Genomic DNA, 24,055 nt, shown 5'->3' with positions numbered 1-24,055 from the left:
ATCACCTTCCACCAGAACACATGCTATTATTCCTTCTTCCCAAGTAGGGAATTTTGGTATTCCTTTGGAGAAACTTGCACCAGCTTCTTAAACACCTTACTAAAATAATTCGGTTCATGGTAACCGACTTCAATAGCTATTTCTTTAATACTTCGATTAGGCTCACGCATTAATTTTTTTGCTCGTTCTATGCGATAGTTGGTTAGAAAATCAATATAATTAATTCCCATCTTTTCCTTAAACATTTTACTTATATAAATTGGGCTTAGTCCCATAATATCTCCTAATGTTTCTAACGATATTTCTTCATGAGAATGCGACATAATGTATTGCTTGATTTGCTCTATAGTATCCGCTTCAAGCCGTTGATAGTATTCCGTATACTCTAGACGCATTTGCTGAAGCAACTGCGCTATTCCAGTGCGCAGCTGGCGATAATCATGGGCTTGAAACGTGAAAAATGGGGAGTTAGACTCAATCCCAATATCACGCATCGTATTGGATACAAACCAAAGCGTCTCCAACAGCCTCTGCTGTGTTTGTAATGGTGGAATTCCGGTGTTCTCGAATAGCTGAATCACATTAAATAGTTCCGTTTTAACTAGATCCCACTGCCCTAGCCTGATTCGATCAGGAATTTCTTTTTTTAGAACGCTAATCTTTTGATTTAATACATCCTCACTAGCTGCTGGTACTTCTGAATAAAAGCTATACCGAGCAGGAACTGTCGTGTCCATCGTCGCCATCAATGCCTCTTGATAGGAACTGCGGACTTGTTCAATAGAAGGATATACACTTCCTATCCCGATAAACCATCGCTGACTCGATTGATTGGTTATAGAAAGAATCTGACGCGCTAGTGAGATGGCTTGCGTACGGAATGACGTTTCAGGATTTCGAAACATAATAATTGGCAATTGATTAGCATACAATGCTCCTACTAAACTAGTTCCTGATTGTCTGACCACCTCTTTTACTGTTGAATAGAGTTGCTCTTCTCCTGCTGGTATTCGAATCGTTAGGACGAATAATTCCCGATTAGTTTGAATATCTAATAACTCTACCAGCATAGCGACATGAATCTCATGTACATGCTCAAATAATAATTGGGTCACAACATCTGTCTCCAGCACTGCCATTGTTTGTTGGAGCACTTCTTCTTGCCGTCTATTACGTGCACGAGCCTTCTGTTCTATCACGATTTCCTTCAAAACTTTCCCAACAATCTCCACTATATCCTTTGCCTTACTCGGCTTTAATAGGTAGTCTGAGGCACCGAGTTTTAACGCCTGTCGCATATAGTCAAAGGTGTCGTAAGCCGTAACCATGATAAATTTGGTGTTGGGATGGTCTTCCATGATTTGCTCCATCGCTTCCAACCCATTGATCCCCGGCATTTTAATATCCATTAAAATTAAATCTGGCTTCATTTTGGCAGCCATCTCAATAGCGTTATCCCCGTTCCGTGCTTCTTTGATCACAAGACTTGGAAAGGACTTGTGTAAGATTGCTTTCATCCCATCACGCTCAACCTGTTCGTCATCCACTATTAGGAGCTGTAGCATTTACTTCCCCTCTTTTCTTTGGAATGTTCAATACCACCTTGGTAAACTCGCCTAAAACGCTCTCAATTTGAACTACATCATCTTTTCCATAAAACAGACGTAGTCGCTTCACAACATTGCTGAAACCAATACCGGTGGAATGTCCTTCAGTCGGAACATATTGCTCGGTTAGAATCTCTTCAATTATTTGAGTATCCATCCCCATTCCATCATCTTCTATTTCAATCCTTACACTGTCTATCTCATCCATTATTCGCACCCATATCGTGCCACCATGTACACTTGGCTCAATCGCATGGATAACAGCATTTTCAATAATCGGCTGTATCGTTAAGGTAGGAATCAATACATCAAGACATGCTTCATCAATTTCTAGTAGAACCTTCAGCCGATCTGTTAATCTAGCTTTTTGTATTTCCATGTATTGTTGTAAAACAATTACTTCTTCTTGCAGCGTTACAGAACGATCCATTTGCTTTAAGTTATACCGTAATAGCCCAGCAACATTTACGAGTAAATCACTCGTCTCCTGAGAACCCTCCAGATATGCCTTTTTCGATATTGTATTCAATGTGTTAAATAAAAAATGCGGATTGATTTGACTTTGCAAGCTACGAAACTGACTTTCCTGTAATAAAATTTTATTCTGCTGTAGTTCATGCTCCAACTGTGCCTTTTGCTTCGTTTCTAAGAAGAGCTTGTTTATATTTTTCCGCATATGGTCAAATGTTTTTGCTAAAAAGGCAATTTCATCATTCGTATCTACCTTAACCTCCAGGTCAAACCGCCCGTTTGAAAGCTCATTGGCAGCCTTCGTCAGTTGTCGTACTGGCTTCGTGATACTTCGCGAGAACAAATAGGAAAACACAAGTAACATAAAAGCAATCAAGAGCAATAACCATATTCCTAATTTCTGCAGATCATCTGATTGCGCAATAATACCATGATAAAACCGGTCATAAGTCTGTAATTCCTCATCAATTAGACGGAGTGTCATATCCGATATATGGTTTGAAATACTTGTAGCCTCGGCAAATTCCTTCGTGGAAGCCTCCACTTCATTATCGGAATAAAACAAGATAAACCTGTCCGTACTCTCAACAAAACTATCAATCAAGTGAATATAATTTGTTAACGTAAAATCATTTTCCCTATTTCTGAGCTTGTATACAGCTTGTTTTGCCTCTAAGACTTTCGCTTTACTTTGTTCAATTTGTTCTAGATTATTAGCGGATGGATCCAGTAAATAATCATTTAGATCATTTATCACACGCTGACTAGCAGTCGTGACCTCATTCATACTTAAATACCGTTCCAAAATCTCATTATAATGAGTGATCGATTTATTATTGTAATATGTAAGCGTAATCCATATTAACGACATGATTGCCAATACAATCATTGAAACGATCCATATTTTCTTCTGGATTTGACTCATGGAACGTCAGTCGCTTTCACAATTTGAATTTCCGTGATATACCCGTTTGAATCCAGTGGAATGGTCTCACCATTTAACCACTCTGTTAATACTTGTACACTAAGCCTTCCCATCTCATCTGGCGATTGCTTCAGGATGCCATCCACAAGTCCCTGTTCTAATAAAGTAAGCGATTCCGGTCCATCGTCAAATGAATAGATATAAAAAGGCTCAACCTGATAGCGCTTACTTATTTCTTGGACGATTGCCCCAACAAAGTTTGCATTAACCGCTATAAAAGCATCCGCATCAGGTACCTGATTCAAAATATCCTGTGTTGCTGCTATCATATCGTCTCGAGTGGTTGCTGTATTAGCATAGTGTAGCTTAATACCTCTATGCTTCATGAAGATATCCTCCATACCTTTAAGACGCTGCTCTTGATAAAACGCATGATTATCATTATGCAGGAGTACAACATTTCCCGTTGCGCCCATATCTGAAATTAATTGCTGTGCTATCATTTTTCCTGCTTTATATTGGTCTGAACCGACATAGGTTCTTCTTAAACTCTCATCCATTGATACATCATTGGCAATCGTAATAATCGGGATTCCATAAAAAGAAGCTTTAACCTTGGTCAATTCCTGAAATTCTTTTGTATCAAGTCCCTGTATAATGATTCCATCCACTTTAGACTGGATCGCAATCTCTAGATTTTTTAAAAAATCCTCCTGATGACTCCCATAATTCCCCCACATTTCAAGACTGACGCCAAGCTTTTCTGCTTCTTGCTTAGCAGCTCTTCCAACCTCATCCCAGAACGGGGTATCAATATCCTGTGTTATTAATACGATACGATACATTGACTGCTGTTCACTAGTAGAATCAGGCAATTCCAAATCCGATTGAAAAACGCTAATTGCAGAAACAGAGGTAAAATAACAAAGGATTATAAACAGTGCACTCAGTAGAAATATCGCTGTCTTTCGCAAGAGAAATGGCTCCTTCCACTACTTAACTATGAGACTATTATCATCATACCACCTATTACGAATTGTTCAAAATTTCCATTCTAGTATCCGTTAGGAAGGGATTTTTTATATCGAAAGAAGTTAAAAACGGGGGGCTAATTGCACAATACAGAAGATTAGTTTGAATACCATTAATGCAGGGGCATGTAATTGCCCCCACATTTTATCTCGTTATTTTCCACGCTTTCGAGTCGTTACATCAAAAATAACCGCTAGTGCTAAGACACCACCGCGAATCATATATTGATAGGAAATTCCAGTACCTAGTAAGTTCATACCGTTTGTTAGAGATGCCATCACTATCGCACCGATAATTGCACCTGTTACTTTTCCTACACCACCAGCTGAGGATACACCACCAACATAAGCTGCTGCAATAGCATCTAGTTCAAACAATGTCCCTGCTGTTGTCGTTGCCGATTGTAATCGAGACGTAAATAATATCCCTGATAACGCAGCAAGCATTCCCATGGAGCCAAATACGAGCATAGTAATATTATTCACGTTAATTCCACTCAGATGAGCAGCTTCAGGATTACTTCCTACTGCATAAATATGTCTTCCAATCACAGTTTTCGTCGTAATAAAATGATAGATTACCACTACGAGTAGAATAATTACTAAGGTCCACGATAGACCATTATAGCCAGCTAATATCCATGTGATATATGCTATAATTGCCGAGACAAATACTAATTGCAAAACAAAAATCGGCTTCGATACAACATCAAATTGGTAGGTAATCATTTTTCTACGTTTTGAAATAGCTCCGAACACATAAAATAAAATCCCGAGTATTCCTACTAATAAAGACAGCAAATGTAAGCCACCAATTTGTCCTAATGAAGGAATGTAGCCATTCCCTATTGCATTAAATGCATCATTCTGGATAATGATCGTTCCAGAATCCTCAGTTACCTGTAAAATAGCTCCTCTAAAGATAAGCCATCCAGCTAATGTAGCTACAAATGAAGGAATTCCCACTTTAGCAACAAGGAATCCTGTAGTTAATCCAATAATGGTTCCAATGATGAGAATAATTGGGATTACCAAATATACTGGCATACCAACACTCATGAGTAAAATAGCTGCGATTGCACCTAGAAATCCTGCTAAGAACCCAATAGATAAGTCAATATGGCGAATGACAATAACAATCATTACCCCAACCGCTAATACAGCAATATATCCCGCCGAATCTAGTAAATTACTGATGTTACGAGAAGACATAAATATCCCATCCGTTAAAATCGTGAAGGTTAACATAATAACGAATAGTGCAATATACATCCCATAGTCGCGAATATTATTCTTTAATAAAGCTTTTAATTCTGTATAAAAACTCATGGACTCCACCCCCTATTGTGTCGCTAGTTGCATAATTTTTTCTTGATCAGCTTCTTCTGCTGATAGTTCACCTTTTATTTCACCTTCAGCCATGACATAAATTCGATCACTCATACCTAGCACTTCTCCAAGCTCAGAAGAAATCATAATAATGCTCATTCCCTCCGCAATTAGGCTGTTCATAATCGTATAAATCTCAAATTTTGCACCAACATCAATTCCTCTAGTTGGTTCATCCAAAATTAGTAGCTTAGGCTTAACAAATAACCATTTTCCAAGCGATACTTTTTGTTGATTCCCGCCACTTAAATTACCAACTAACTGTTCAATGGACGACGCCTTAATGGTTAAGTCTTTTTTATAGTCATTTGCCACTTTTATCTCTTCGTTTTCATTAATGACACCACTTGCAGAAATCTCTTTTAGGTTTCCTACTGAGATATTATTTTTAATATTTTGTGTTAAAAACAGGCCATCTCCTTTACGATCTTCTGTTACGTAAGCGATTCCTGCTTTTATTGCTTCACTAGTATGCTTGAATTTTCTTGGTTTGCCATCAATCTGCAATTCACCCTGCAGCTTATAGTTTTTCGGATTACCAAAGATACTTTGGGCAAGCTCTGTACGACCTGCACCCATCAAGCCTGCAATACCGATTATTTCACCTTGCTTCACATGAAAATTCACGTCACGTAGAATTCGCTTACCTAACTGAGAATCATATGCGGACCAGTTCGATACTTCGAGAATTGTATCCCCTATCGCTTGGTTCTCACGTTTTGGGTAAATATTATTAATCTCACGGCCAACCATATTCTTAATTATAGTGTTCTCATTAATCTCACCCTTTGCAGCAGCTAACGTGCAAACCGTATTTCCGTCACGGAGTATTGTTGCACTATCTGCAATAGCAATAACTTCTTTTAGCTTATGTGAGATCATAATACTAGTAATTCCTTGTTTTTTTAGCTCACGCAGGAGATTAAGTAGATTTTCACTATCATCCTCGTTCAAGGCTGCTGTCGGCTCATCTAAGATTAGAAGCTTAACTTCTTTGCTCAATGCCTTGGCAATTTCAATTAACTGCTGTTTTCCAACACCTAAATCCTTTATAAGTGTTTCAGGATTTACGCTTAAATTTACTTTTTCTAGAACGTTACGAGATTCAACAATGGTTTTATTCCAATCAACAACACCTTTATGCTGTACTTCATTCCCCACAAATAAATTTTCATAAACAGATAGATCGGGAAATAAGGCTAGCTCCTGATAGATGATCGCAATTCCGGCATCTACACTGTCATTTATTTTCGAGAATTGTTTAATTTCACCATCAAATATTATATTTCCTTCATAAGTACCATAAGGATAAACACCACTTAATACCTTCATTAGGGTTGATTTACCGGCTCCGTTTTCACCAACTAAGCAATGAATCTCGCCTTTTTTCACTTTGAAGTTAACATTATTAAGTGCTTTGACGCCTGTAAAAGACTTGGATATCTGATCCATTTCTAGTATGAATTCACTCATCGCACCCACCCTTTAATCAAGTTAAAATCGCAAAGAGCCTGGGGCAAAAGTGTTTATAATTAGATAAAATCCAAACGTTGGTGCACGATACCAGCTTCAGGTATTTACTCCGATAAGTTCATGCATCGTTCGCTTTTCTACCTTCTCGTTTTACTTTTGCCCCTGGGCTCTTCACACTATTAATCGTTTACTCTAGTCCTGTAAATTCGCTTGCTTCGTAGTAACCAGAGTCAATTAGTTCGGTTTGAACGTTGTCTTTTTCCACAACAATTACATCGGTTTGTTTCGCTTTGACGTCTACTGCTCCGTTGTTATACGAGCCAGTAGTTTCTGGTGTATTACCTTCTAATATATCGATAGCCATCCCCATAGCGTCATTTACAAGTGTACGAACATCTTTAAATACAGTCATCGTTTGTTTTTCATCTAGGATATACTGAATAGATGCTTTTTCTGCATCCTGCCCCGTAATTACATAGCTTGAGATTGCTGATTCTGCCCCGAATACATCTGCAATCGCACGTGCTGTACCATCGTTAGGTGCTAGGATAGCAACATCACCTTTTAAGTCATCTCCAACAGCAGTTAAATGTGTTTCTGCCTTATTCTTCGATTCATTAGGATCCCAGTTTGTTGTTACCTGTCCTAATATCGCACTCATTTCATCACGAGAAAGCTCTGCCTTATCCTTTAAACCTTCTGCTTCACTTGAGTTAGCAATCACAAATGTTCCATCTGCAATTTTCGGTTGTAGTACACTCCATGCACCTTCAAAGAATAAGAAAGCATTGTTATCTGAGGAAGCTCCGGCATAAAGGTATAGTGGAACCCCAGTACCTTCTACATTGTCAATTAAGTATTGCCCTTGTGCAGCTCCTACTGCAACACTATCAAATGTTACATAATAATCGACTGCATCTGTGTCGGTAATCAATCGGTCATACGCAATAACCGTAATCCCCTCTGCTTTAGCAGCCTCTACCGCTGCACCTGCTGCAGCACCATCATGAGGTGCAATTACTAGGACATCAATACCTTTACTAATTAACGTTTCAACATTTTCTTTTTCCTTTGCAGATGATCCTTGGCTAAACAATATTTCAGTTGTATACTCAGAATCCTCTAGTGCAGCTTTAAATCGTTCTTCATCTTGAACCCATCTAGGCTCATCCTTAGTCGGTAAAACGATACCAACACTTACTGCCCCACCACTACCGCTACTATCGCTGTTACACGCAGCTAATACAAAAAGAAACATTACAGCAACAAAACTAAGCGTTAGCGCTTTCATTAATTTGTTCATTTTTCTCTCCCCTTTTCAATTGTTTGCTGTTTACACGTTTCATTATAGTGGCTAGCAAACTACATGTAAGCGTTAACAAGTGGTAATCTTTTAATATTAGCTGTATTTTTTTAACCTATGTACTCTTATTCCTCAAGAATGAACACTTTCCCAAGAATCATGAACCAAATAATAGTTACATGTAAAAAGGGAAATACTAGCTAAGAAACTCCGAAAGGATAAATAAAGGTATGAAATCTATATTCCTATTTTTAAAAGATTCCCTTGTTCATCATGATGATATATTTATGACTGAACATATGTACGGCAATAAAAGTGTCGTGATTATTGGTCTTAAATCCCTAATTGATATTTCAAGAACAAATCAAGCAATTCAACAACAGCTCCTTGAAACTAATTTATCCGCAAACGCTAGTCTAGAACAGTTGCAGGAAATAGGAGAAAAGATTACCGATAAAGAACAAGCAATGACTGCTATTTTTGAAGGGAACTTACTTATCTACTTAGGGAAAGAATCTGAATATTTATTACGTGTGATTCCTATTAACAAAGAGATTCAAAGAGCAATTGAGTCCCCTTCGAATGAAACTATTCTACAAGGATCACATTATGCTTTTAATGAGGACAGAGATGTTAATATTGGGATTATTCGTAAGGAAATTATTTCTGACAAGTTGAAGGTGAAGAATATATCAATTGGACAAGAAATCACTAGAGGTGTGTCTTTAGTCTATTATGAGACCAAGGCTGATCAACATATCGTGGGAAAAGTCGTTCAACTTCTGGAACAAAATACATCAAAGGGATTCAATAATATTCAAGAACTGATGCAACTGTTAGGTCTTCCCCTCTTGAGTATCATTTCTCAAGTTCACACAACTGAGCTTCCACAGGAGGCAAGTTCAGCATTATTAAAAGGAAAAATAATACTATTTGTCGACAGAATTCCTTTTGCGCTTATTCTTCCTAGTGTGATTGGGGATATGTTTATGCTAGAAAATGATCGAAACTATACCTATCCGCTCATGATTGCCATTAGGTTATTACGAATTATTGCTTTTTTAGTAACCTTAATTTTACCTGGGTTATACGTCGCTTTAGTCTCCGTTAACCCAGAGGTTTTGCGAATAGAATTAGCCTTATCTGTAGCGCAAAGCCGTAACGGTGTTCCCTATCCGGCCTTTATCGAAATTATGATTATGCTCATTATTCTTGAGTTAATACTGGAGGCAAGTGTAAGACTCCCTAAAAGTGTAGGCCCTACCATTACTATGGTAGGCGGTATTATTCTTGGCCAGGCTGTCGTTGAAGCAAAATTAGTCAGCAACCTGCTAATTATAATTTTAGCAGCTGTAACCATTGCAAATTCCTCTATTGTCGGCGTTCAGAATTCTGCTTCCATTCGCATATTTAAATACATTGTCCTTATCTTTTCTGCTAGCTTCGGTGTACTTGGTATCTTAGTGGGACTTTTTTTCGTTTGCTCCTATTTAGCAAGTATTAATACATTTGGCGTCCCGTATTTAAATATTAATTTTTCGAAGGATGATCTTAAAAATGGATAAAAGCTTACATATTGTATTTATGTATATCCTAGTACACCTTGGTCTTATTTTTTTCTTATATCCCGCCAATATTATTCAAAGTACTGAGCAAGGATTTTGGCTCCCTATAAGTATCGGTATTGTGTGTCATATTATAATTGTTGCAGTGTATTTGAAAGGACTCCATTTTTTTCCAAAAACCGATATTATAACTATCTATTCAGAGGCTGGCAAATTTTATTCTTTGTGTTTCTTAGCACCAATCTTTTTCTATTTTCTAATGGAAAATATTATTTTAGTACGCGCATATTCTGAAATAATTACCATTGTTTTTTTATCTAATACACCCTTGTGGGCTGTTATGGCACTATTACTTACTATTTCTACTTATTTAGCCTCTAAAGGCATAGAAGCAATTTTTAGAACTGGTTTCATTATCGCCTTCGTGTTTTTACCGCTAGTTTTTTTTGTATTAATAATTTCATTTCAAAATGTCGATTGGTATCATTTTTTCCCCTTTTGGAGTAATGACTTTTCATTTTTAACTAATTCCTCTTACTTAAAGAGTTTTTTTGCCGTTGGTGGAGGATTTATATTCCTTGGCTTTGTACAACCGTATCTTAGCTATAAACGGAAGCAGGTATTTATTGCATTGACAATAATTATCCCCTGTTTCTTCCTTTCCGTTTACATTCCTGTTCTTACATTTGGGGGATCTACTGCTTCAACATTTTTATTTCCATTTGTAATGGCAGTTGATGCAATAAATTTGACGTGGCTAATGTTTGACCGAATTACGATGTTTTTATTACTGAGTTTGCTGACGTTTATTATGTTATTTATTTCACTTATATTATGGAAAACTGTAAGAATTACAAACCATTACATTTCCTCTTGGCAACCTGCCTACCTTTTGGTGATAATTTCGGCTTTGATATACATTATTAGCTTTTTTATTCCAACGTGGAGTTCCATGGAGAATCTATTTAAATGGAATACGTTCTTACGATTTTATGTCTTACTATCTGTTCCCATTTCGATTTACATCCTGGGGGTGAGAAGAAAAAGTGAATAGAGACAGATGCAGGATCATAAAAATCTCTTTCCTTAGTATATTGTTTTTAAACCTATATGGTTGCTGGGACATAAGAGACATTAACCATCGAACCATGCCAGTTGTGTTAGGCGTCACTACAGAAGAAGATAACTATAAAGTTTTCTTGCAGGTTTCAGAACCAGTGGAGGAAACTCTAGAAACAAGAATCATCATAGGAGAAGGGAAAACGATTAACCACGTTATTGACAACATTAGCTCAAACATGGAAAGCAGTATAGACCTACTTCACGTAAAAGTAATCATCGTAGATCACGAGTTAGCAAAACAGGGGTTAGAAGACCTCATAGCCGGTTTTATGCGATCAAGAGATGTATCTTCCAAGGTGTTAATTGCTACCATTAAGGAAGATATGAATCATTTTTTTCAAAGCATGAACGAACAAATTATCCCAAGCAGTACTACTCCTTTAGATTTTTTTGAGAAAAATGCTGGTTGGAATCCCCAGATTGCTTTAACTCGACTCTGGCAAGTATACAAAAGTATCCACTCCCGAACCTATGATACCGCTTTACCGATTATTTCATTAGGAGAAACAACAACGCTTGAACAAGTAGGATCATTAGTTATAAGAAAAGGAAAGGCCGTCGAGGAAATCGACCCAAACGAAACCTTATTATATAACGCCTTATGGGAAAATAGCGTGCAAGGTATGATAGAGATATTAGATGAAGCTAGTATTATGATTTTGGGAAACTGGGTCAATTATGACAGTAAGTTAATTAATGGACAAGCTTACTTAACAGCTGATTTAAATCTAAACGTAACGGTATTAGAAACTATTGGAGCCGAAACAAAAAGGGAAATTAAAAAACAATTAAAAGAGCTTCTTCAAAAGAGGTTTAATAAGATGTTTGCTAAATTACAATCAAGTGAGGCTGACATACTAGGAACTGGCCGATACTTTCGAAATAAATTGCCTAATTCTGAATTAAAGAATTGGCGTTCCGAATACTATCCTAATCTTACGTTTCAATTAGACATCCATGTAGATATTCAAAATGAAGGAAATTTAAAAACGTTAACGAATTAATTAAAAGCTCATTTTCGTAAAAAAAATGCTCCATATGATAAACTTATTGTTATAAATAGTTGAAGAGGAGTGAAGTAGAATGACCCACCAAATACCAGAAATAACGCTAAATGACGGCATGCGTATCCCTGCTGTTGGCTATGGTACCTATAAGCTAAAAGGAAATGAAGGAGCTTCTGCTATTGAAAGTGCTATTAACAAAGGCTACCGTTTGCTCGATTCCGCTTATAATTACGAAAATGAAGGAACAATTGGGGAAGCCATCCGCCGTACATCGATCCGAAGAGAGGACCTTCGTATTACATCGAAGCTACCAGGACGCTATCATACATATGAAGATGCTGTCATTACCATACAAGAATCGCTATATCGCGCCAATCTTGACTATTATGATATTTATCTAATCCATTGGCCAAATCCAAAACGGGATCACTATGTGGAAGCATGGCAAGCCTTAATTGATGCGAAAAAATGGGGGTTAATCCGCTCTATTGGTGTTTGTAATTTCTTGCCTGAACACTTACAGCGCCTTCAGGAAGAAACAGGTGTCTTACCAAGTATGAACCAAATTGAGCTCCATCCATTTTTCAATCAAGCTACTCAACGAAAATGGCACGAAGAACACGGAATTGTAACCGAATCTTGGAGTCCCTTAGCAAGGGCGAAGGATGTTTTCGAAAACGATACACTAAAAAGCATTGCAGCTAAACACGAAAAGAGTATCTCACAAATTGTCTTACGCTGGCATTACCAACTAGGAGCAGTGGCAATACCAAAATCTGCTTCCCCTGTAAGACAGCTAGAAAACATTTCGATATTCGACTTTTCATTAGATGATGACGATATGAAAACCATTGGGGCACTTTCTCGAATTGATGGCAGAATGTGGAATCAGAATCCTGCTGAATATGAGGAGTTTTAATTGTAAACTAGAAATTTCGGGCAACGTACTAATAAATGAGGGCAAGGGAACACTTACAAGTTCCCCTGCCCTTTCACTGTTGTTACAAGCTATGCACTTGTTTTTGATGGTTGCTTTTGCTGGTATTGTTGCTCTAGCAAGGATTTAACTCGCTTAAATTTTACAAAGGTAAAAGCAAATACCGGGCTCTGAATAAACGTGAAAATAAATGTAACAACAAATACGGGACCACCTAAAGCCAGACCTATCAATAGGACTACCGTCTCTACTATAATCCGTATTCGACCTATGGAAATACCCGTTTTATCTGAAATGGATAACATGAATCCATCCCTCGGACCCGATCCTATCTCAGCTGCATTATATAATCCTCCACCAAATCCCATTAGAATGATCGCAACGATCATCACTAGAATGTCAGTCCACGTATGACTTGCTGTTGGCAGTACATCCATCCACAAAAAGAAATCGACGAACACGCCAACAAGAATTGCATTCAAAAAGGTACCCAGTTTGATATAGCTTTTGTCTAAGATCCAGGAAACAATAATTAAAAGTATCGAAATAATAATTGCCCAAGACCCAATAGACAAACCTAATTTGTCATATAACGCCACATTCAAAACATCCCACGGGTGTATCCCTAAATGCTGCATTTTCAGTGCAATTGTAATCCCATAGCTAAAGAAGATTAACCCACAAATATACATGGACCATCGAATGATACGTACCATCTTTTCCCCTACTTTCTGTCTAAACTATCATAGTATGATTATTAGAAATTTGAAAGGTAATCGACTTCTCCCCTATGCATATTACACCACACTTCTACGAATAATAAAGACATTACAGATTAGGGATGATATAAGTGAAACGAGATACGAGGACTATGAACCAACAAAACCACGCCGAAAAACCAATGTACAAAATTCATGAAAAAAAGTTATTATGGCTCACCCTTGGTGTTGCTGCCATCATGCTTTTATCTATCATTGGTAGATTAGTGAGCGGATAAGGGGGGCAACATGATAAACGAAAGTGCCGTTCACTACAGCAGAATTTTAACCGAGCTTACATTATCCTTCCACATTATCTACGCAACACTTGGAGTTGGCGTACCGCTGATGATTATGCTCGCCCATTGGGTGGGAATTAAGAAAAAGGATGAGCATTACATATTACTAGCTAGAAGGTGGACACGTGGGTTTGTCATTACGGTTGCTATTGGTGTTGTAACTGGAACTGCAATTGGCCTTCAGCTTACATTACTCTGGCCAAATTTTATGGAGCTAGCAGGTAATGTCATTTCGCTACCACTATTCATGGAAACATTCGCTTTCTTTTTTGAAGCGATTTTCCTTGGAATTTATTTGTATACATGGGATCGGTTTGAAAATCAGCAAAAGCATTTACTATTACTAATTCCTGTTGCGATTGGCGCATCCTTCTCAGCGGTATTTATTACTATCGTGAATGCGTTTATGAATGCTCCGCAAGGGTTTGACATTGCAAATGGAGAACTTGTCAATGTCAATCCACTAAAAGCAATGTTTAACCCAGCAATGCCGACAAAGGTAGCCCATGTCGTAGGTACAGCGTATATGACCTCTGCTTTTGTCCTTGCATCCATCGCCGCATTCCGATTAGTAAAGGGTTCCAATCATATTTATCATAAAAAAGCACTCTTTCTTACGATGAAGGTCGGGCTGATTTTTTCGTTAACGTCACTTATTGTTGGAGACTTATCTGGTAAATATTTGGCTGAATATCAGCCAGAAAAACTCGCCGCAGCCGAGTGGCACTTTGAAACAGAGGAAGGGGCACCACTTATTTTATTCGGTACACTAGATTCCAATGGTGAGGTAGATTATGCAATAAAAATCCCTTATGCATTAAGCATTCTTGCACATGGATCCCCCTTTGCTGAAGTGATAGGATTGGACCAATTTTTAAAGGAAGAAACTCCACCATTATATATCCACTATTTATTTGATGTTATGGTATCGATTGGAATGCTGATGATCGCCGTATCGCTTGTATTTGTTGTCGGGCGAATCTTCAAGTGGAGTATTGTGGATTCCAAATGGTTTCACCGATTACTTGTACTCGGTGGTCCACTCTCTGTTGTTGCGATGGAAGCAGGCTGGTGGCTTGCTGAAGTGGGTAGACAGCCATGGATTCTCCGTGGGATTATGCGGACCGAAGAAGGTGCAACTACAAGTAATCAAGTAGACTTAATGCTTTTGTTATTCTGCGTTCTGTACATCATACTCGGAATTGGTTCGATCGTAATTTTGACAAGAATGTTCCGTAAAAATCCTGTAGAGAAGGAACTGGAGGATCGCGAAGGAGAGGTGAAGCTATGAGTCTAGATTTAGAAATCATCGGGATTGGCGTTCTATGGACATTTCTATTTGGCTATGTATTAATTGCTTCGATTGACTTTGGGGCAGGTTTTTTCCATGCTTATAGTGAATTTACGAACCAACACCATATCCTAACAACTATTATTCAGCGTTATTTATCCCCCGTTTGGGAGGTAACGAATGTTTTTCTTGTGTTCTTTTTTGTAGGGATGGTTGGATTTTTCCCGAAAACAGCCTTTTATTATGGGACAACTTTACTGGTTCCGGTAAGTATAGCCATTATTCTCCTAGCTATCCGCGGCTCATACTATGCATTTGAAACATACGGAAATCCGTCACACAAAGGGTATGCTTTTATGTATGGAGTGGCAGGATTACTTCTTCCTGCTGCATTATCAATTGTGTTAACCATATCGGAGGGTGGTTTCATCGTGATGGAGGATGGAACTCCTAATTTGGAATATTGGACATTATTTACAAGTCCCTTAACCTGGAGCATTGTCGTGTTAAGTGTATCGGCATTATTATACATATCAGCAGTATTTCTAACCTGGTATGCAGATCAAGCAAATGATACCGCTGCGACCAATCTGCTTAGAAGATATGCTCTCATTTGGGCACTCCCGACAATTATTACGGCAGGTGGTATCATTTATGAACTACGTTACCACAACCCTGAGCATTACGAGCGGCTCTTGAACCTATGGTGGATGTTTGCCCTCTCATTCTTACTTTTTATCGGTACAGTTTGGCTTATTTGGAAACGAAAAAATTACGGAACTGCTTTTTGGCTTCTAGTGGGGCAGTTTACTTTAGCCTTTTATGGGTATGGAATTTCCCATTACCCTTATTTACTATATCCTTACCTTACACTTTATGATGGTTTTACAAACGAAGCCATGGCCATTGCTCTGATAGTCGTATTTCTTGCAGGACTAGCACTACTTATTCCATCCCTTTATTTGTTGCTAAAGTTGTTTTTATTCAATAAGGATTATGTCAGTGGAAAATCAAAGCAGGAACATTGAGGTGAGTAGAGTGGATAGTTTTTTACTATTTATAGCGCCATTTCTTGTCATTATAGCAGCGATTGCAGTTTCATTCTGGGCGGTCTTGAAGGATGGCGTGGTTAGTGAAGAAGAGTAAAAAAAGTAATCGCACCTAGATAAGGGTGACGATTACTTTTTTGTATAAAGAGACTTAAAAATTCGTTTTGACGTTTAATTCATTTACACTAAATCTTTTCTCTTCCTTATTTCTATTCAGAATAAAAAAATCTTCATCCAACCCTGTTAAAATTGAGAGAAAGGATTGGTCTATTCTCATTTCATCCATTAATCCGGTTACTGAGTAAAAACCATTATCGAAAAGTAATTGTAATATACTTTTTACTTTAAAAGGATGCTGTATTGCTAGCGTTGGATCTAATGGTTCACTAGTTTTATACCCTTTTTTGTTTACTACCATATAGAAGTATCGATACTGTTGATAATCAATTAACCCTAATTTAAATGCCCGTATTGCAATCGCTTGTAATGATACTAACCATTTTTGTTTTACATCAATATAAGCATCTGGGTTCGACTTTTTCTCTATATATTTAAAGTCTTTAATAAACTCTTCCTCTGGTAAAAGAAATTCCGATGCAAAATAGTTTGCTTCATCCTCTAAGACGCGATAATCTTTCTTGTCTTGCACAGAGAATTCAACTTTATAATGGATAAGTAAGTGCCCGAGTTCATGTGCTAAATCAAAATTTCTTCTAACTGCGGATTTTTTAATAGATCCAAGTATAATATAAGCTCTATTATCCTCACTCCATACACTGTAAGCATCAATTGATTCGCCGATTTCCTTTTCAAAAACAAAGGCTCCTGCTTTTTCTAATAAAAATAGGAAGTCTTGATTTGTGTTCTCCTTTAAACCTATTTTTTTTCGAGCTAATTTAGCAATATGTTTGATTTGACAATTTCTTTCCAGTTCAAAATTTGTTTCTAAAAACTTAACTGCATCATTTCTAATTTCTAAAAGTAAATTATGTGGATAACTAATTCGGGCCTCAATTTTCTTTAAAAAAGCATCAATAAATTTGACATGTATTGATTCACTCAAGGATTTATGCAGTGAATTAATGGTTTCCGAACGATATGCTATATTTTCTATGTGGATATTATCCATATCATAAAAATGTAAAATGTCGTGATGATAAAAATAACTGGATTTTACATGAAACATTGCTTTTAATTGATTTACAACTTGTAATTTAGGAGATACATATCCGTTTTCGTATTGCCAAATAGCCTGCTCCGTAACACCTATTTTATCTGCCAACTGTTTTCTGCTTAATCCATTTAGTATTCTGATGTTGGTCAAATTTTTGCCTATAAACACAGGCTATACCTCCCTGTTTTAATTAACTCTCTTTTTCCCTAGATTCTTGACTAATACCAATATCAAATTTAAACGCGTCATAATTATTTATAACTTCAGCACTTGTAGAAAGTACTTCTTTTAGTTCTTCATCGATAAAGACACTATTTGTTGGGTTAATATATTGAGTTAAATCATCAATTAGATATGCCCTATTATCAATCGGATTTGGCATAAACAAAGATATTTTAGAAATTAACTGATTCTCATCAATCTCATATGTAACGATATAAAATCGATCAAAGTTAGGTTCAATTTTACCAATTTCAAAATTATCTTCATCACTAAGAAAGCTTTCTTCAAATAATTGTAATTGAATTGAATCATTTGTTTCTACGGTATTAATGTTAAGAAAATCAATCGATGAATTGATTTTTATTAATTCTTCCATGTACAGCATTTTAGTATTATTTAAGTTACCTGTAGCATCCTTTCCTCTACTAACTTGTTCCCTATTAAAATATCTAGCGTTCTTTACAATAAATAGTATCTTTTCATCTTGATGTTGAAATTGAAGATACTGCCATGTTAATCCCGCTTTAGCTAGTTTACTCTCTACACCATATTCTTCACAAGCAGTAGCTACTTGATCATCTATATGGTTTCCCTTTACCCATGCGTATGCACCACTTACTTTCATACTCCTAGATTTTTCTCTTCTTACCTCAAGGTATTCACGATATCCTTCCATTAAACCATCAACTATCTTCTGACTTAACTCAGTTGCTAATTTAAATTCCTTCAATATCATCTACCCCTTTACTTTATACTAAATCATAATGTTTAATTCAATTTTATTAAAGAAAATATGATTTGTATATATTTTCTTTAAAGTTTTGTGCATTTTATTATTTAAATTGTAAAGTTAATGAGGTTACTCGATATACTAGGTTATTGTCATCTGAACAACCTAAAAACGTCTGTTACTATTCTTGGAAGTAATAGTAACAGACGTTTTTCCAATTCAATTATTCCTGTTTATCTTCTACTTTATTAAACAATACCTCTGGGATCATTTGAAAGCCTTCTATTAATGGATTTTCCTCTACTTCAATCATCAGACAAAGTTTGCCGTCAAAATGAACTTGTCGCACGTAACGAAGATCCTGTGGGCTAACGGCAATATCTGCAACCTTCGTCTTAATCTTGATTGATTTCGACGAATATTTCGGTACAATACTGCTCGCCTTAAACTCGTATTTTTCATCATCAATCACGGTCTTAAACGCTGTTTCAACCTTTTCAGTATCAACATCCTTAACACCACTAACACGCAAAACATTTTCAACGTCCTTATAATCTAATCGAGGCACTTCTTCCTCTTCATTTTCTTCAATAACACGATGAATTTCATCATAAACATTCGAAAGTGTAGATGTATTAAGTTGATCACCAGTTACTTTCTTAACAATTTCCTCAAATACAATTTTATCATCTTCTGCCGTCATCGTTTCCTCGGCATTCAACACTTCTTCAATAACATGATAATCGAGTTCATATTTCTTACCGGCCGAATAGAGGACATGATTAACATCTGCCCCACCGTCTCCGAAGCATGGGAAAAGAAATCCCGAAATTGGTGCCTTCAAATTAATAATTGGATCCACGACAATATTGTATTTGAATTCCTTCTCGACGTAATCAAACAGTAATTCTTTCTTCGGATCGAGAGTTTTATTCATACTACATAAAATAAACGGGTTGGAATAAACTGTATCTCGTGAACTTTCCTCTGACTCATCACTCTTCTTCATCGGTTTCCTATATTCCCCACGAATAAAGGTAACTACAAGATCCATCTCATATTGCTTGTCCTTCAGCATCTTTTCAACAAGCAGAAGCATATGTGACTTCCATGCTTCCGTATCCTGACTTAAAAGTCCTTGATGGAGAATTAACTGACTACTCTCTGGTACATCTCGCTGGAATTTTAACTCGAATAGCTTTTCGTCTAATTGTCCAGATAGTACTTTTTTAAAGTTATCGATAAATAATTCTTTTTGTTCTTGTTCAAGCATCTCAAATGGGAAGCTTTGATGATGATAAATATCACTTGATTCTTTCATAATATACACATAAAAAATTTCATGTATCTTTAATAGATCGTTATTTACTTTAAATTGTTTGCGAAAATTTGCGATGTCTTTTTTGTTCAATGTTCTTATGCTCCTAAGTTGTAATCTGTATGATTCCTTCAACACATTCTCTAATTCTATCACAAATGATAGCTGTTTCTCTTGTGTCTTTTTTATTAATTTTCATTAGTAGTATATAAACGTTAAACAGAAAAGAAGTAATCAATCTCCATATATGGTGACAAATTACTTCTTTCTTGGAATGCTATTCAAAGATTCCTTTTTTATGGATTATATAAATTTGTTTCGCTAAATAGGACGGAGAGTAGGGCATATCATTCCGGAGCCAGGCAACAACTGTTCCGATTAATGCCGCTGCATCATACCATAATAGAATGTCCCTTTGAATACCTGCCTGTAAAACAAAGGAATTGCCCCCTTCGATTTTGCTTTCGATTCTTAAATCAAGCCAATCTGTAAGAAATGCCAAAAGCCGTTCTTTGAATATTGGTATCCGCTTCGAAGCTAGAATTGTTTTATAAAATTCTCCATTCGCTGCAATATGCTCAAGGAATTTTTCCAGCATTCGAATATTTTCCTCGTGATTGGATGCATTCGGATTAATCGGTTCATCTAACAGGCTCGTAATCTCACTTATCATTTCATCAGACAGCTTCTCTAGCATGTCGGATATGTCTTGATAATGCAGATAAAAAGTCACTCGATTGATAGTAGCGCGTTCTGCAAGTCGATTGACTGAAATCTTTTCTATATCCATTTCCTGCAGTAATTCAATTAAAGCATTTTTAAGCAATTGTCTTGTACGAATGACCCGTCGATCCATCTGGTCTTCTTGGTTACGCATATAGTTGATTTCCCTCCATCACCATCCATCTATACAACACAATAAATAATATCGTCGTTCTTTTTAGCTTTAAACTACAGCTATTAAAATTACGTAAAGTAATAGACAGTGAGCGATTTATTGTAACTTGAAAACGATTATCCTTGCCCCTATAATGTAATTTATGTCTTGTAAATTATACTACAAACTGTAAATTTAATCTACAGCTGTAAAAGAGGAGGAAATGCGTTTTGACAACTAGTGCCACTACTGACCTCAGTTCGGTCAAAAAGGCCCCCATTTTGATTATCATGATTTTGGGTGCGTTTTTTGCTTTATTTAACCAAACAACAATGACTGTTGCACTGCCAACATTAATGGATGTCTTTAACATCCAACCGTCAACAGGGCAATGGCTAACCACTGGCTATATGCTAGTAAATGGTGTGCTAATTCCAATCACAGGATTTTTAATGAAACGATTTACCACTAGACAATTGTTCCAGACTTCAATGTTTATATTCCTCATCGGAACTATAGTCGCAGCATTATCACCTAATTTTTCCGTTCTACTAATTGGCCGCTTAATTCAAGCAGCTTCAACTGGTATTATCATGCCATTACTCATGAACGTAGTATTATCCCTATTTCCACCACATAAACGTGGAACGGCAATGGGAACCGTTGGACTAGCAATTATCTTTGCACCAGCAATTGGTCCAACCATAACGGGGTATGTTCTCGATTACTTCCCTTGGCAAGTATTGTTTTATGGGATGATTCCATTCATTATTATTGTTATCATTTGCGGGTTTATTTTCCTTAAAAATGTATCGGATACGACTAAAACAAAAATGGATTACATTAGTCTCGTCTTATCAACAATTGGTTTTGGTGGACTACTGTATGGATTCAGCGAGGCTGGTCATAAAGGTTGGACAGACTGGGAAGTTATTGTTTCTTTAAGTATCGGAGCAATTACGCTTGTGCTGTTCACATGGCGCCAACTAATTTCTAACAATCCATTCCTAGACTTAAGAGCATTTAACTATACTATGTTCACCCTAACGACCATTATCAATTGTACGATTACCGTTGTCATGTATGCAGATATGATTTTACTACCACTGTATCTACAAAACGCACGTGGATTTACGGCATTGGAGTCAGGACTTCTGATGTTGCCTGGAGCTTTATTGATGGGATTACTCAGCCCAGCAGTTGGTCGACTCTTTGACCGATTCGGAGCAAAATGGCTTTCCATCATCGGAATCGCAATCATTCTAGCGACAACATATACATTCACGAATTTAACTGACTCGGTCAGCTATACGTATCTGATCTTGATGTATGCAGGTCGCCGAATTGGAATGGCACTATTCTTAATGCCACTACAAACAGCAGGATTAAATCAATTACCTAAAAGTCTACATGCACATGGTACCGCCATTTCAAATACGGCAAGACAAGTCGCAGGTGCGATTGGTACTTCGCTGCTTGTGACCATCATGACAAGTAGAACGAAAGACCATCTACAGGAGCTCATGACGCATGGCGGTATTGATGCTGAATCACAAGCCCATTTGACAATGGAGGCGTCTATTCAAGGAATCAATGATTCTTATTTCATTATGTTTGTCTTTGGAATCATTAGTTTAGTGCTTGCCTTCTTTATTAAGCGTGTGGAACAAGCACCTGAGGCTTCAGCACAAGCTGAAAAATCATAGTTAAATTGGAAAAAGAAAAACTACTAAGTTATAACGTTCACGATGACGTGATCCTATGCTTAGTAGTTTTCTTGTATGACAGGCTTGGGTTGATATAGTGTACAAAACTTATAATTTCCGCAGTTCTTCTAATACAACTTGTGCCTGATGGCCAACTTCAAAATTATAAATTTCTGCCGCTTGTCCATTCACAGCTTTTACTAATTCTTCTATTAAGCTGTTATTAGGCTGATCAGCTGCAGGGATTTCAACTAATTCTTCTCCATTTTTTCCGCCTTTTACGATACCCCAGTTTTCTAGTGATAATACACCATCAGTTCCATACGCCGTAAACGCTATATGTTCCTTACCAGCAATTTGACTTAATCCCTCAATTAATACAGGTGTTCCATCCAACAGTTCAGCAGTGGCGATAATCCCTGTTTCACATTTATCCGCGTCAGCTGGTAGCTCCAATTGTGCTTGAATATTTTTAACATCCCCAAATATCTTGATAACTTGTTGGATGAAATGAACGCCAACCTCTAACACAAACCCACCTTGTTCTCGTCCACTCACCCAGTCATTTTGTTGCCAAAGTCTTGGCCAGTTCGGAAAATGCATCGTAAACTGCACACGACGCAGCTTGCCAACATAATTCTGACGTATAAGTTCAGCAAATTTAGTAGCGCCTGCTTCGTAATTTAGTGGGAAGTTCATCGCATGAACGACTCCTGATTTCTTGGCTGCCTCTGCCATTTCCTGCGCCTCTTCCAGCGAATTCGCTAACGGCTTTTCACATAACACATGCTTTTTCGCCTGTAGCACATCCATAACAATCTGATGATGAAATTTAGGAGGAACTGCTACATAAACCAAATCAACTTTACTATCCGCAATTAATTCGTGATAATCCGTATAAGCTTGCACCCTATCAATAGATGCTGCTGTATCATGTACTAGTGATTCCATTCGGTCACATACTGCGACAATTTCTACTTCCGCATGCTCGTTAAATTGCTTGATTAATCGTTGTCCAATTGCTCCAAGTCCAATAATTCCAATATGTATCATGATAGCACTCCCTTTTATGAACTTTCTTTAGTTAATTTTCACACGAAAGTACAGGCTTGGCAATGAAAATAAACCCTAGCCCGCTCTTTCGTAATCAGTTTGACATACTAGTTTAATATCTCTGTAAGTTTAAAGAACCTTTAAGTCGTGAATATACATAGCAAGTCCTTTAAATATCCAAAACTCAAAAAGGAGTGTTTGAAGATGGAAGGATTTAAGAATATTTTTTTAGCTTTTGACGGATCACCTGATAGTATAGAAGCATTGAGAACTGCGGAGTTCATGACAAAACGAACGAATGCAAACTTAACGGTAGGATATGTGCATAGCCCTTCGCTAGAAACTGCGGTGACACCAGGGGCAACCCAAAATTCAGATCCTAGCCTATACCAATCCCATGTCTATATGGGACCTTTTCCAGCACCAAGCATCGGAACCCAACATAGAATCATGGAAACTAGCACACAAGACGATACACCAGACAAAATCATTTCCGATGCCGAGCTTCGGTTAACGAATTTACTAGATGTAGACTATGAAATATTATCTGGGAAGCCAGTTAATGCGATACTCAACTACACGAAAAACCATGATACCGACCTTATCATCATGGGAAATCGCGGAATAAGTGGTATCAAAAAATTTGTGATGGGTAGTGTGAGTAAGAAGGTTGTAGAAGAAGCAGACTGTCCAGTGTTAGTAGTGAAGTAGAATAATAGCAAGAAAAGCTGCTTGGTTTTCACCCAAG

The 24,055-nt window shown here is 37.2% G+C and carries 22 protein-coding genes; 10 read left to right on the top strand and 12 right to left on the bottom strand.

The window, feature by feature from the left end:
* Window positions 1–26: 26 nt before the first annotated feature.
* The 6 genes from JF53_RS15300 to JF53_RS15275 form a co-directional block, all read right to left on the bottom strand.
* On the bottom strand, window positions 27–1,565 hold the full coding sequence (locus JF53_RS15300) for a response regulator (protein ID WP_047979761.1): 1,539 nt from the start codon (window positions 1,563–1,565) through the stop codon (window positions 27–29).
* Entirely contained in the window at window positions 1,540–3,003 is a 1,464-nt protein-coding gene (locus JF53_RS15295) for a sensor histidine kinase (RefSeq protein ID WP_047979760.1), read from the bottom strand. Before JF53_RS15295 ends, JF53_RS15300 begins: the two co-directional genes overlap by 26 nt.
* A complete protein-coding gene (locus tag JF53_RS15290) occupies window positions 3,000–3,977 on the bottom strand; it encodes a sugar ABC transporter substrate-binding protein (protein WP_047979759.1) in 978 nt (325 codons plus the stop codon). The genes JF53_RS15295 and JF53_RS15290 overlap by 4 nt, the downstream gene beginning before the upstream one ends.
* Before the next feature lie 210 nt (window positions 3,978–4,187).
* Window positions 4,188–5,363, bottom strand: a complete 1,176-nt coding sequence (locus tag JF53_RS15285) for a sugar ABC transporter permease (RefSeq protein ID WP_047979758.1) — start codon at window positions 5,361–5,363, stop codon at window positions 4,188–4,190.
* A 12-nt stretch (window positions 5,364–5,375) separates the two neighbouring features.
* Window positions 5,376–6,896, bottom strand: coding sequence for a sugar ABC transporter ATP-binding protein (locus JF53_RS15280; protein ID WP_047979757.1), 1,521 nt, complete (start codon window positions 6,894–6,896; stop codon window positions 5,376–5,378).
* Window positions 6,897–7,083: 187 nt separating this feature from the next.
* Entirely contained in the window at window positions 7,084–8,199 is a 1,116-nt protein-coding gene (locus JF53_RS15275; RefSeq protein ID WP_047979756.1) for a sugar ABC transporter substrate-binding protein, read from the bottom strand.
* Window positions 8,200–8,429: 230 nt separating this feature from the next.
* On the opposite strand from JF53_RS15275, the gene JF53_RS15270 reads away from it, so the two are divergent.
* From JF53_RS15270 to JF53_RS15255, 4 genes are all read left to right on the top strand, one after another.
* Window positions 8,430–9,764 carry a spore germination protein gene (locus tag JF53_RS15270; protein WP_047979755.1) on the top strand — a complete coding sequence of 445 codons (1,335 nt, stop codon included), beginning with the start codon at window positions 8,430–8,432 and terminating at the stop codon, window positions 9,762–9,764.
* The gene (locus JF53_RS15265) at window positions 9,757–10,818 is read left to right on the top strand and encodes a GerAB/ArcD/ProY family transporter (RefSeq protein ID WP_047979754.1); all 1,062 of its coding nucleotides are present in this window, start codon (window positions 9,757–9,759) and stop codon (window positions 10,816–10,818) included. The genes JF53_RS15270 and JF53_RS15265 overlap by 8 nt, the downstream gene beginning before the upstream one ends.
* Entirely contained in the window at window positions 10,811–11,890 is a 1,080-nt protein-coding gene (locus JF53_RS15260; RefSeq protein WP_047979753.1) for a Ger(x)C family spore germination protein, read from the top strand. Before JF53_RS15265 ends, JF53_RS15260 begins: the two co-directional genes overlap by 8 nt.
* Window positions 11,891–11,969: 79 nt before the next feature.
* Window positions 11,970–12,812, top strand: a complete 843-nt coding sequence (locus JF53_RS15255) for an aldo/keto reductase (RefSeq protein ID WP_047979752.1) — start codon at window positions 11,970–11,972, stop codon at window positions 12,810–12,812.
* An 89-nt stretch (window positions 12,813–12,901) separates the two neighbouring features.
* Here JF53_RS15255 and JF53_RS15250 read toward each other — a convergent pair whose 3' ends face one another.
* Window positions 12,902–13,546: a YczE/YyaS/YitT family protein gene (locus tag JF53_RS15250; protein ID WP_047979751.1), complete on the bottom strand. Its 645-nt coding sequence runs from the start codon at window positions 13,544–13,546 to the stop codon at window positions 12,902–12,904.
* Window positions 13,547–13,680: 134 nt separating this feature from the next.
* Here JF53_RS15250 and JF53_RS17575 point away from each other — a divergent pair, with 134 nt between their 5' ends.
* The 4 genes from JF53_RS17575 to cydS are packed head-to-tail and all read left to right on the top strand — an operon-like array spanning window position 13,681 to window position 16,324.
* Window positions 13,681–13,827, top strand: coding sequence for a hypothetical protein (locus JF53_RS17575; protein ID WP_157052540.1), 147 nt, complete (start codon window positions 13,681–13,683; stop codon window positions 13,825–13,827).
* 10 nt (window positions 13,828–13,837) lie between these two features.
* Complete coding sequence (locus JF53_RS15245; protein WP_047979750.1) at window positions 13,838–15,178, top strand: cytochrome ubiquinol oxidase subunit I; 1,341 nt, start codon at window positions 13,838–13,840, stop codon at window positions 15,176–15,178.
* Window positions 15,175–16,206, top strand: coding sequence for a cytochrome d ubiquinol oxidase subunit II (locus tag JF53_RS15240; RefSeq protein ID WP_047979749.1), 1,032 nt, complete (start codon window positions 15,175–15,177; stop codon window positions 16,204–16,206). Before JF53_RS15245 ends, JF53_RS15240 begins: the two co-directional genes overlap by 4 nt.
* Window positions 16,207–16,216: 10 nt before the next feature.
* Window positions 16,217–16,324 (top strand): cytochrome bd oxidase small subunit CydS, encoded by a 108-nt coding sequence (cydS, locus tag JF53_RS18090; protein WP_407944464.1) that lies wholly within the window; start codon window positions 16,217–16,219, stop codon window positions 16,322–16,324.
* A 54-nt stretch (window positions 16,325–16,378) separates the two neighbouring features.
* Here the strand turns inward: cydS and JF53_RS15235 are convergent, their stop codons facing one another.
* The 4 genes from JF53_RS15235 to JF53_RS15220 all read right to left on the bottom strand — a co-directional run bounded on the left by JF53_RS15235 (window position 16,379) and on the right by JF53_RS15220 (window position 20,548).
* Entirely contained in the window at window positions 16,379–17,569 is a 1,191-nt protein-coding gene (locus JF53_RS15235; RefSeq protein WP_047979748.1) for a spr1629 family repressor/antitoxin, read from the bottom strand.
* A gap of 22 nt (window positions 17,570–17,591) precedes the next feature.
* Entirely contained in the window at window positions 17,592–18,353 is a 762-nt protein-coding gene (locus JF53_RS15230) for a spr1630 family ClpXP-sensitive toxin (protein WP_047979747.1), read from the bottom strand.
* A gap of 223 nt (window positions 18,354–18,576) precedes the next feature.
* Window positions 18,577–19,764, bottom strand: a complete 1,188-nt coding sequence (locus tag JF53_RS15225) for a DUF4317 domain-containing protein (RefSeq protein ID WP_047979746.1) — start codon at window positions 19,762–19,764, stop codon at window positions 18,577–18,579.
* 184 nt (window positions 19,765–19,948) lie between these two features.
* Window positions 19,949–20,548, bottom strand: coding sequence for a TetR/AcrR family transcriptional regulator (locus tag JF53_RS15220; protein WP_047979745.1), 600 nt, complete (start codon window positions 20,546–20,548; stop codon window positions 19,949–19,951).
* Between the two features lie 230 nt (window positions 20,549–20,778).
* Between JF53_RS15220 and JF53_RS15215 the strand changes: the two genes are divergently transcribed.
* Window positions 20,779–22,254 carry a DHA2 family efflux MFS transporter permease subunit gene (locus JF53_RS15215; protein ID WP_407944463.1) on the top strand — a complete coding sequence of 492 codons (1,476 nt, stop codon included), beginning with the start codon at window positions 20,779–20,781 and terminating at the stop codon, window positions 22,252–22,254.
* Between the two features lie 108 nt (window positions 22,255–22,362).
* Here JF53_RS15215 and JF53_RS15210 read toward each other — a convergent pair whose 3' ends face one another.
* Window positions 22,363–23,307, bottom strand: coding sequence for a Gfo/Idh/MocA family protein (locus JF53_RS15210; RefSeq protein WP_047979744.1), 945 nt, complete (start codon window positions 23,305–23,307; stop codon window positions 22,363–22,365).
* Window positions 23,308–23,511: 204 nt separating this feature from the next.
* On the opposite strand from JF53_RS15210, the gene JF53_RS15205 reads away from it, so the two are divergent.
* A complete protein-coding gene (locus JF53_RS15205; RefSeq protein ID WP_053071826.1) occupies window positions 23,512–24,018 on the top strand; it encodes a universal stress protein in 507 nt (168 codons plus the stop codon).
* Window positions 24,019–24,055: the final 37 nt, after the last annotated feature.

The sequence above is a fragment of the Ornithinibacillus contaminans genome, from assembly GCF_001038425.2.
GTDB lineage: Bacteria > Bacillota > Bacilli > Bacillales > Amphibacillaceae > Ornithinibacillus > Ornithinibacillus contaminans.
This window is presented reverse-complemented; position numbering and strand designations above follow the sequence as displayed.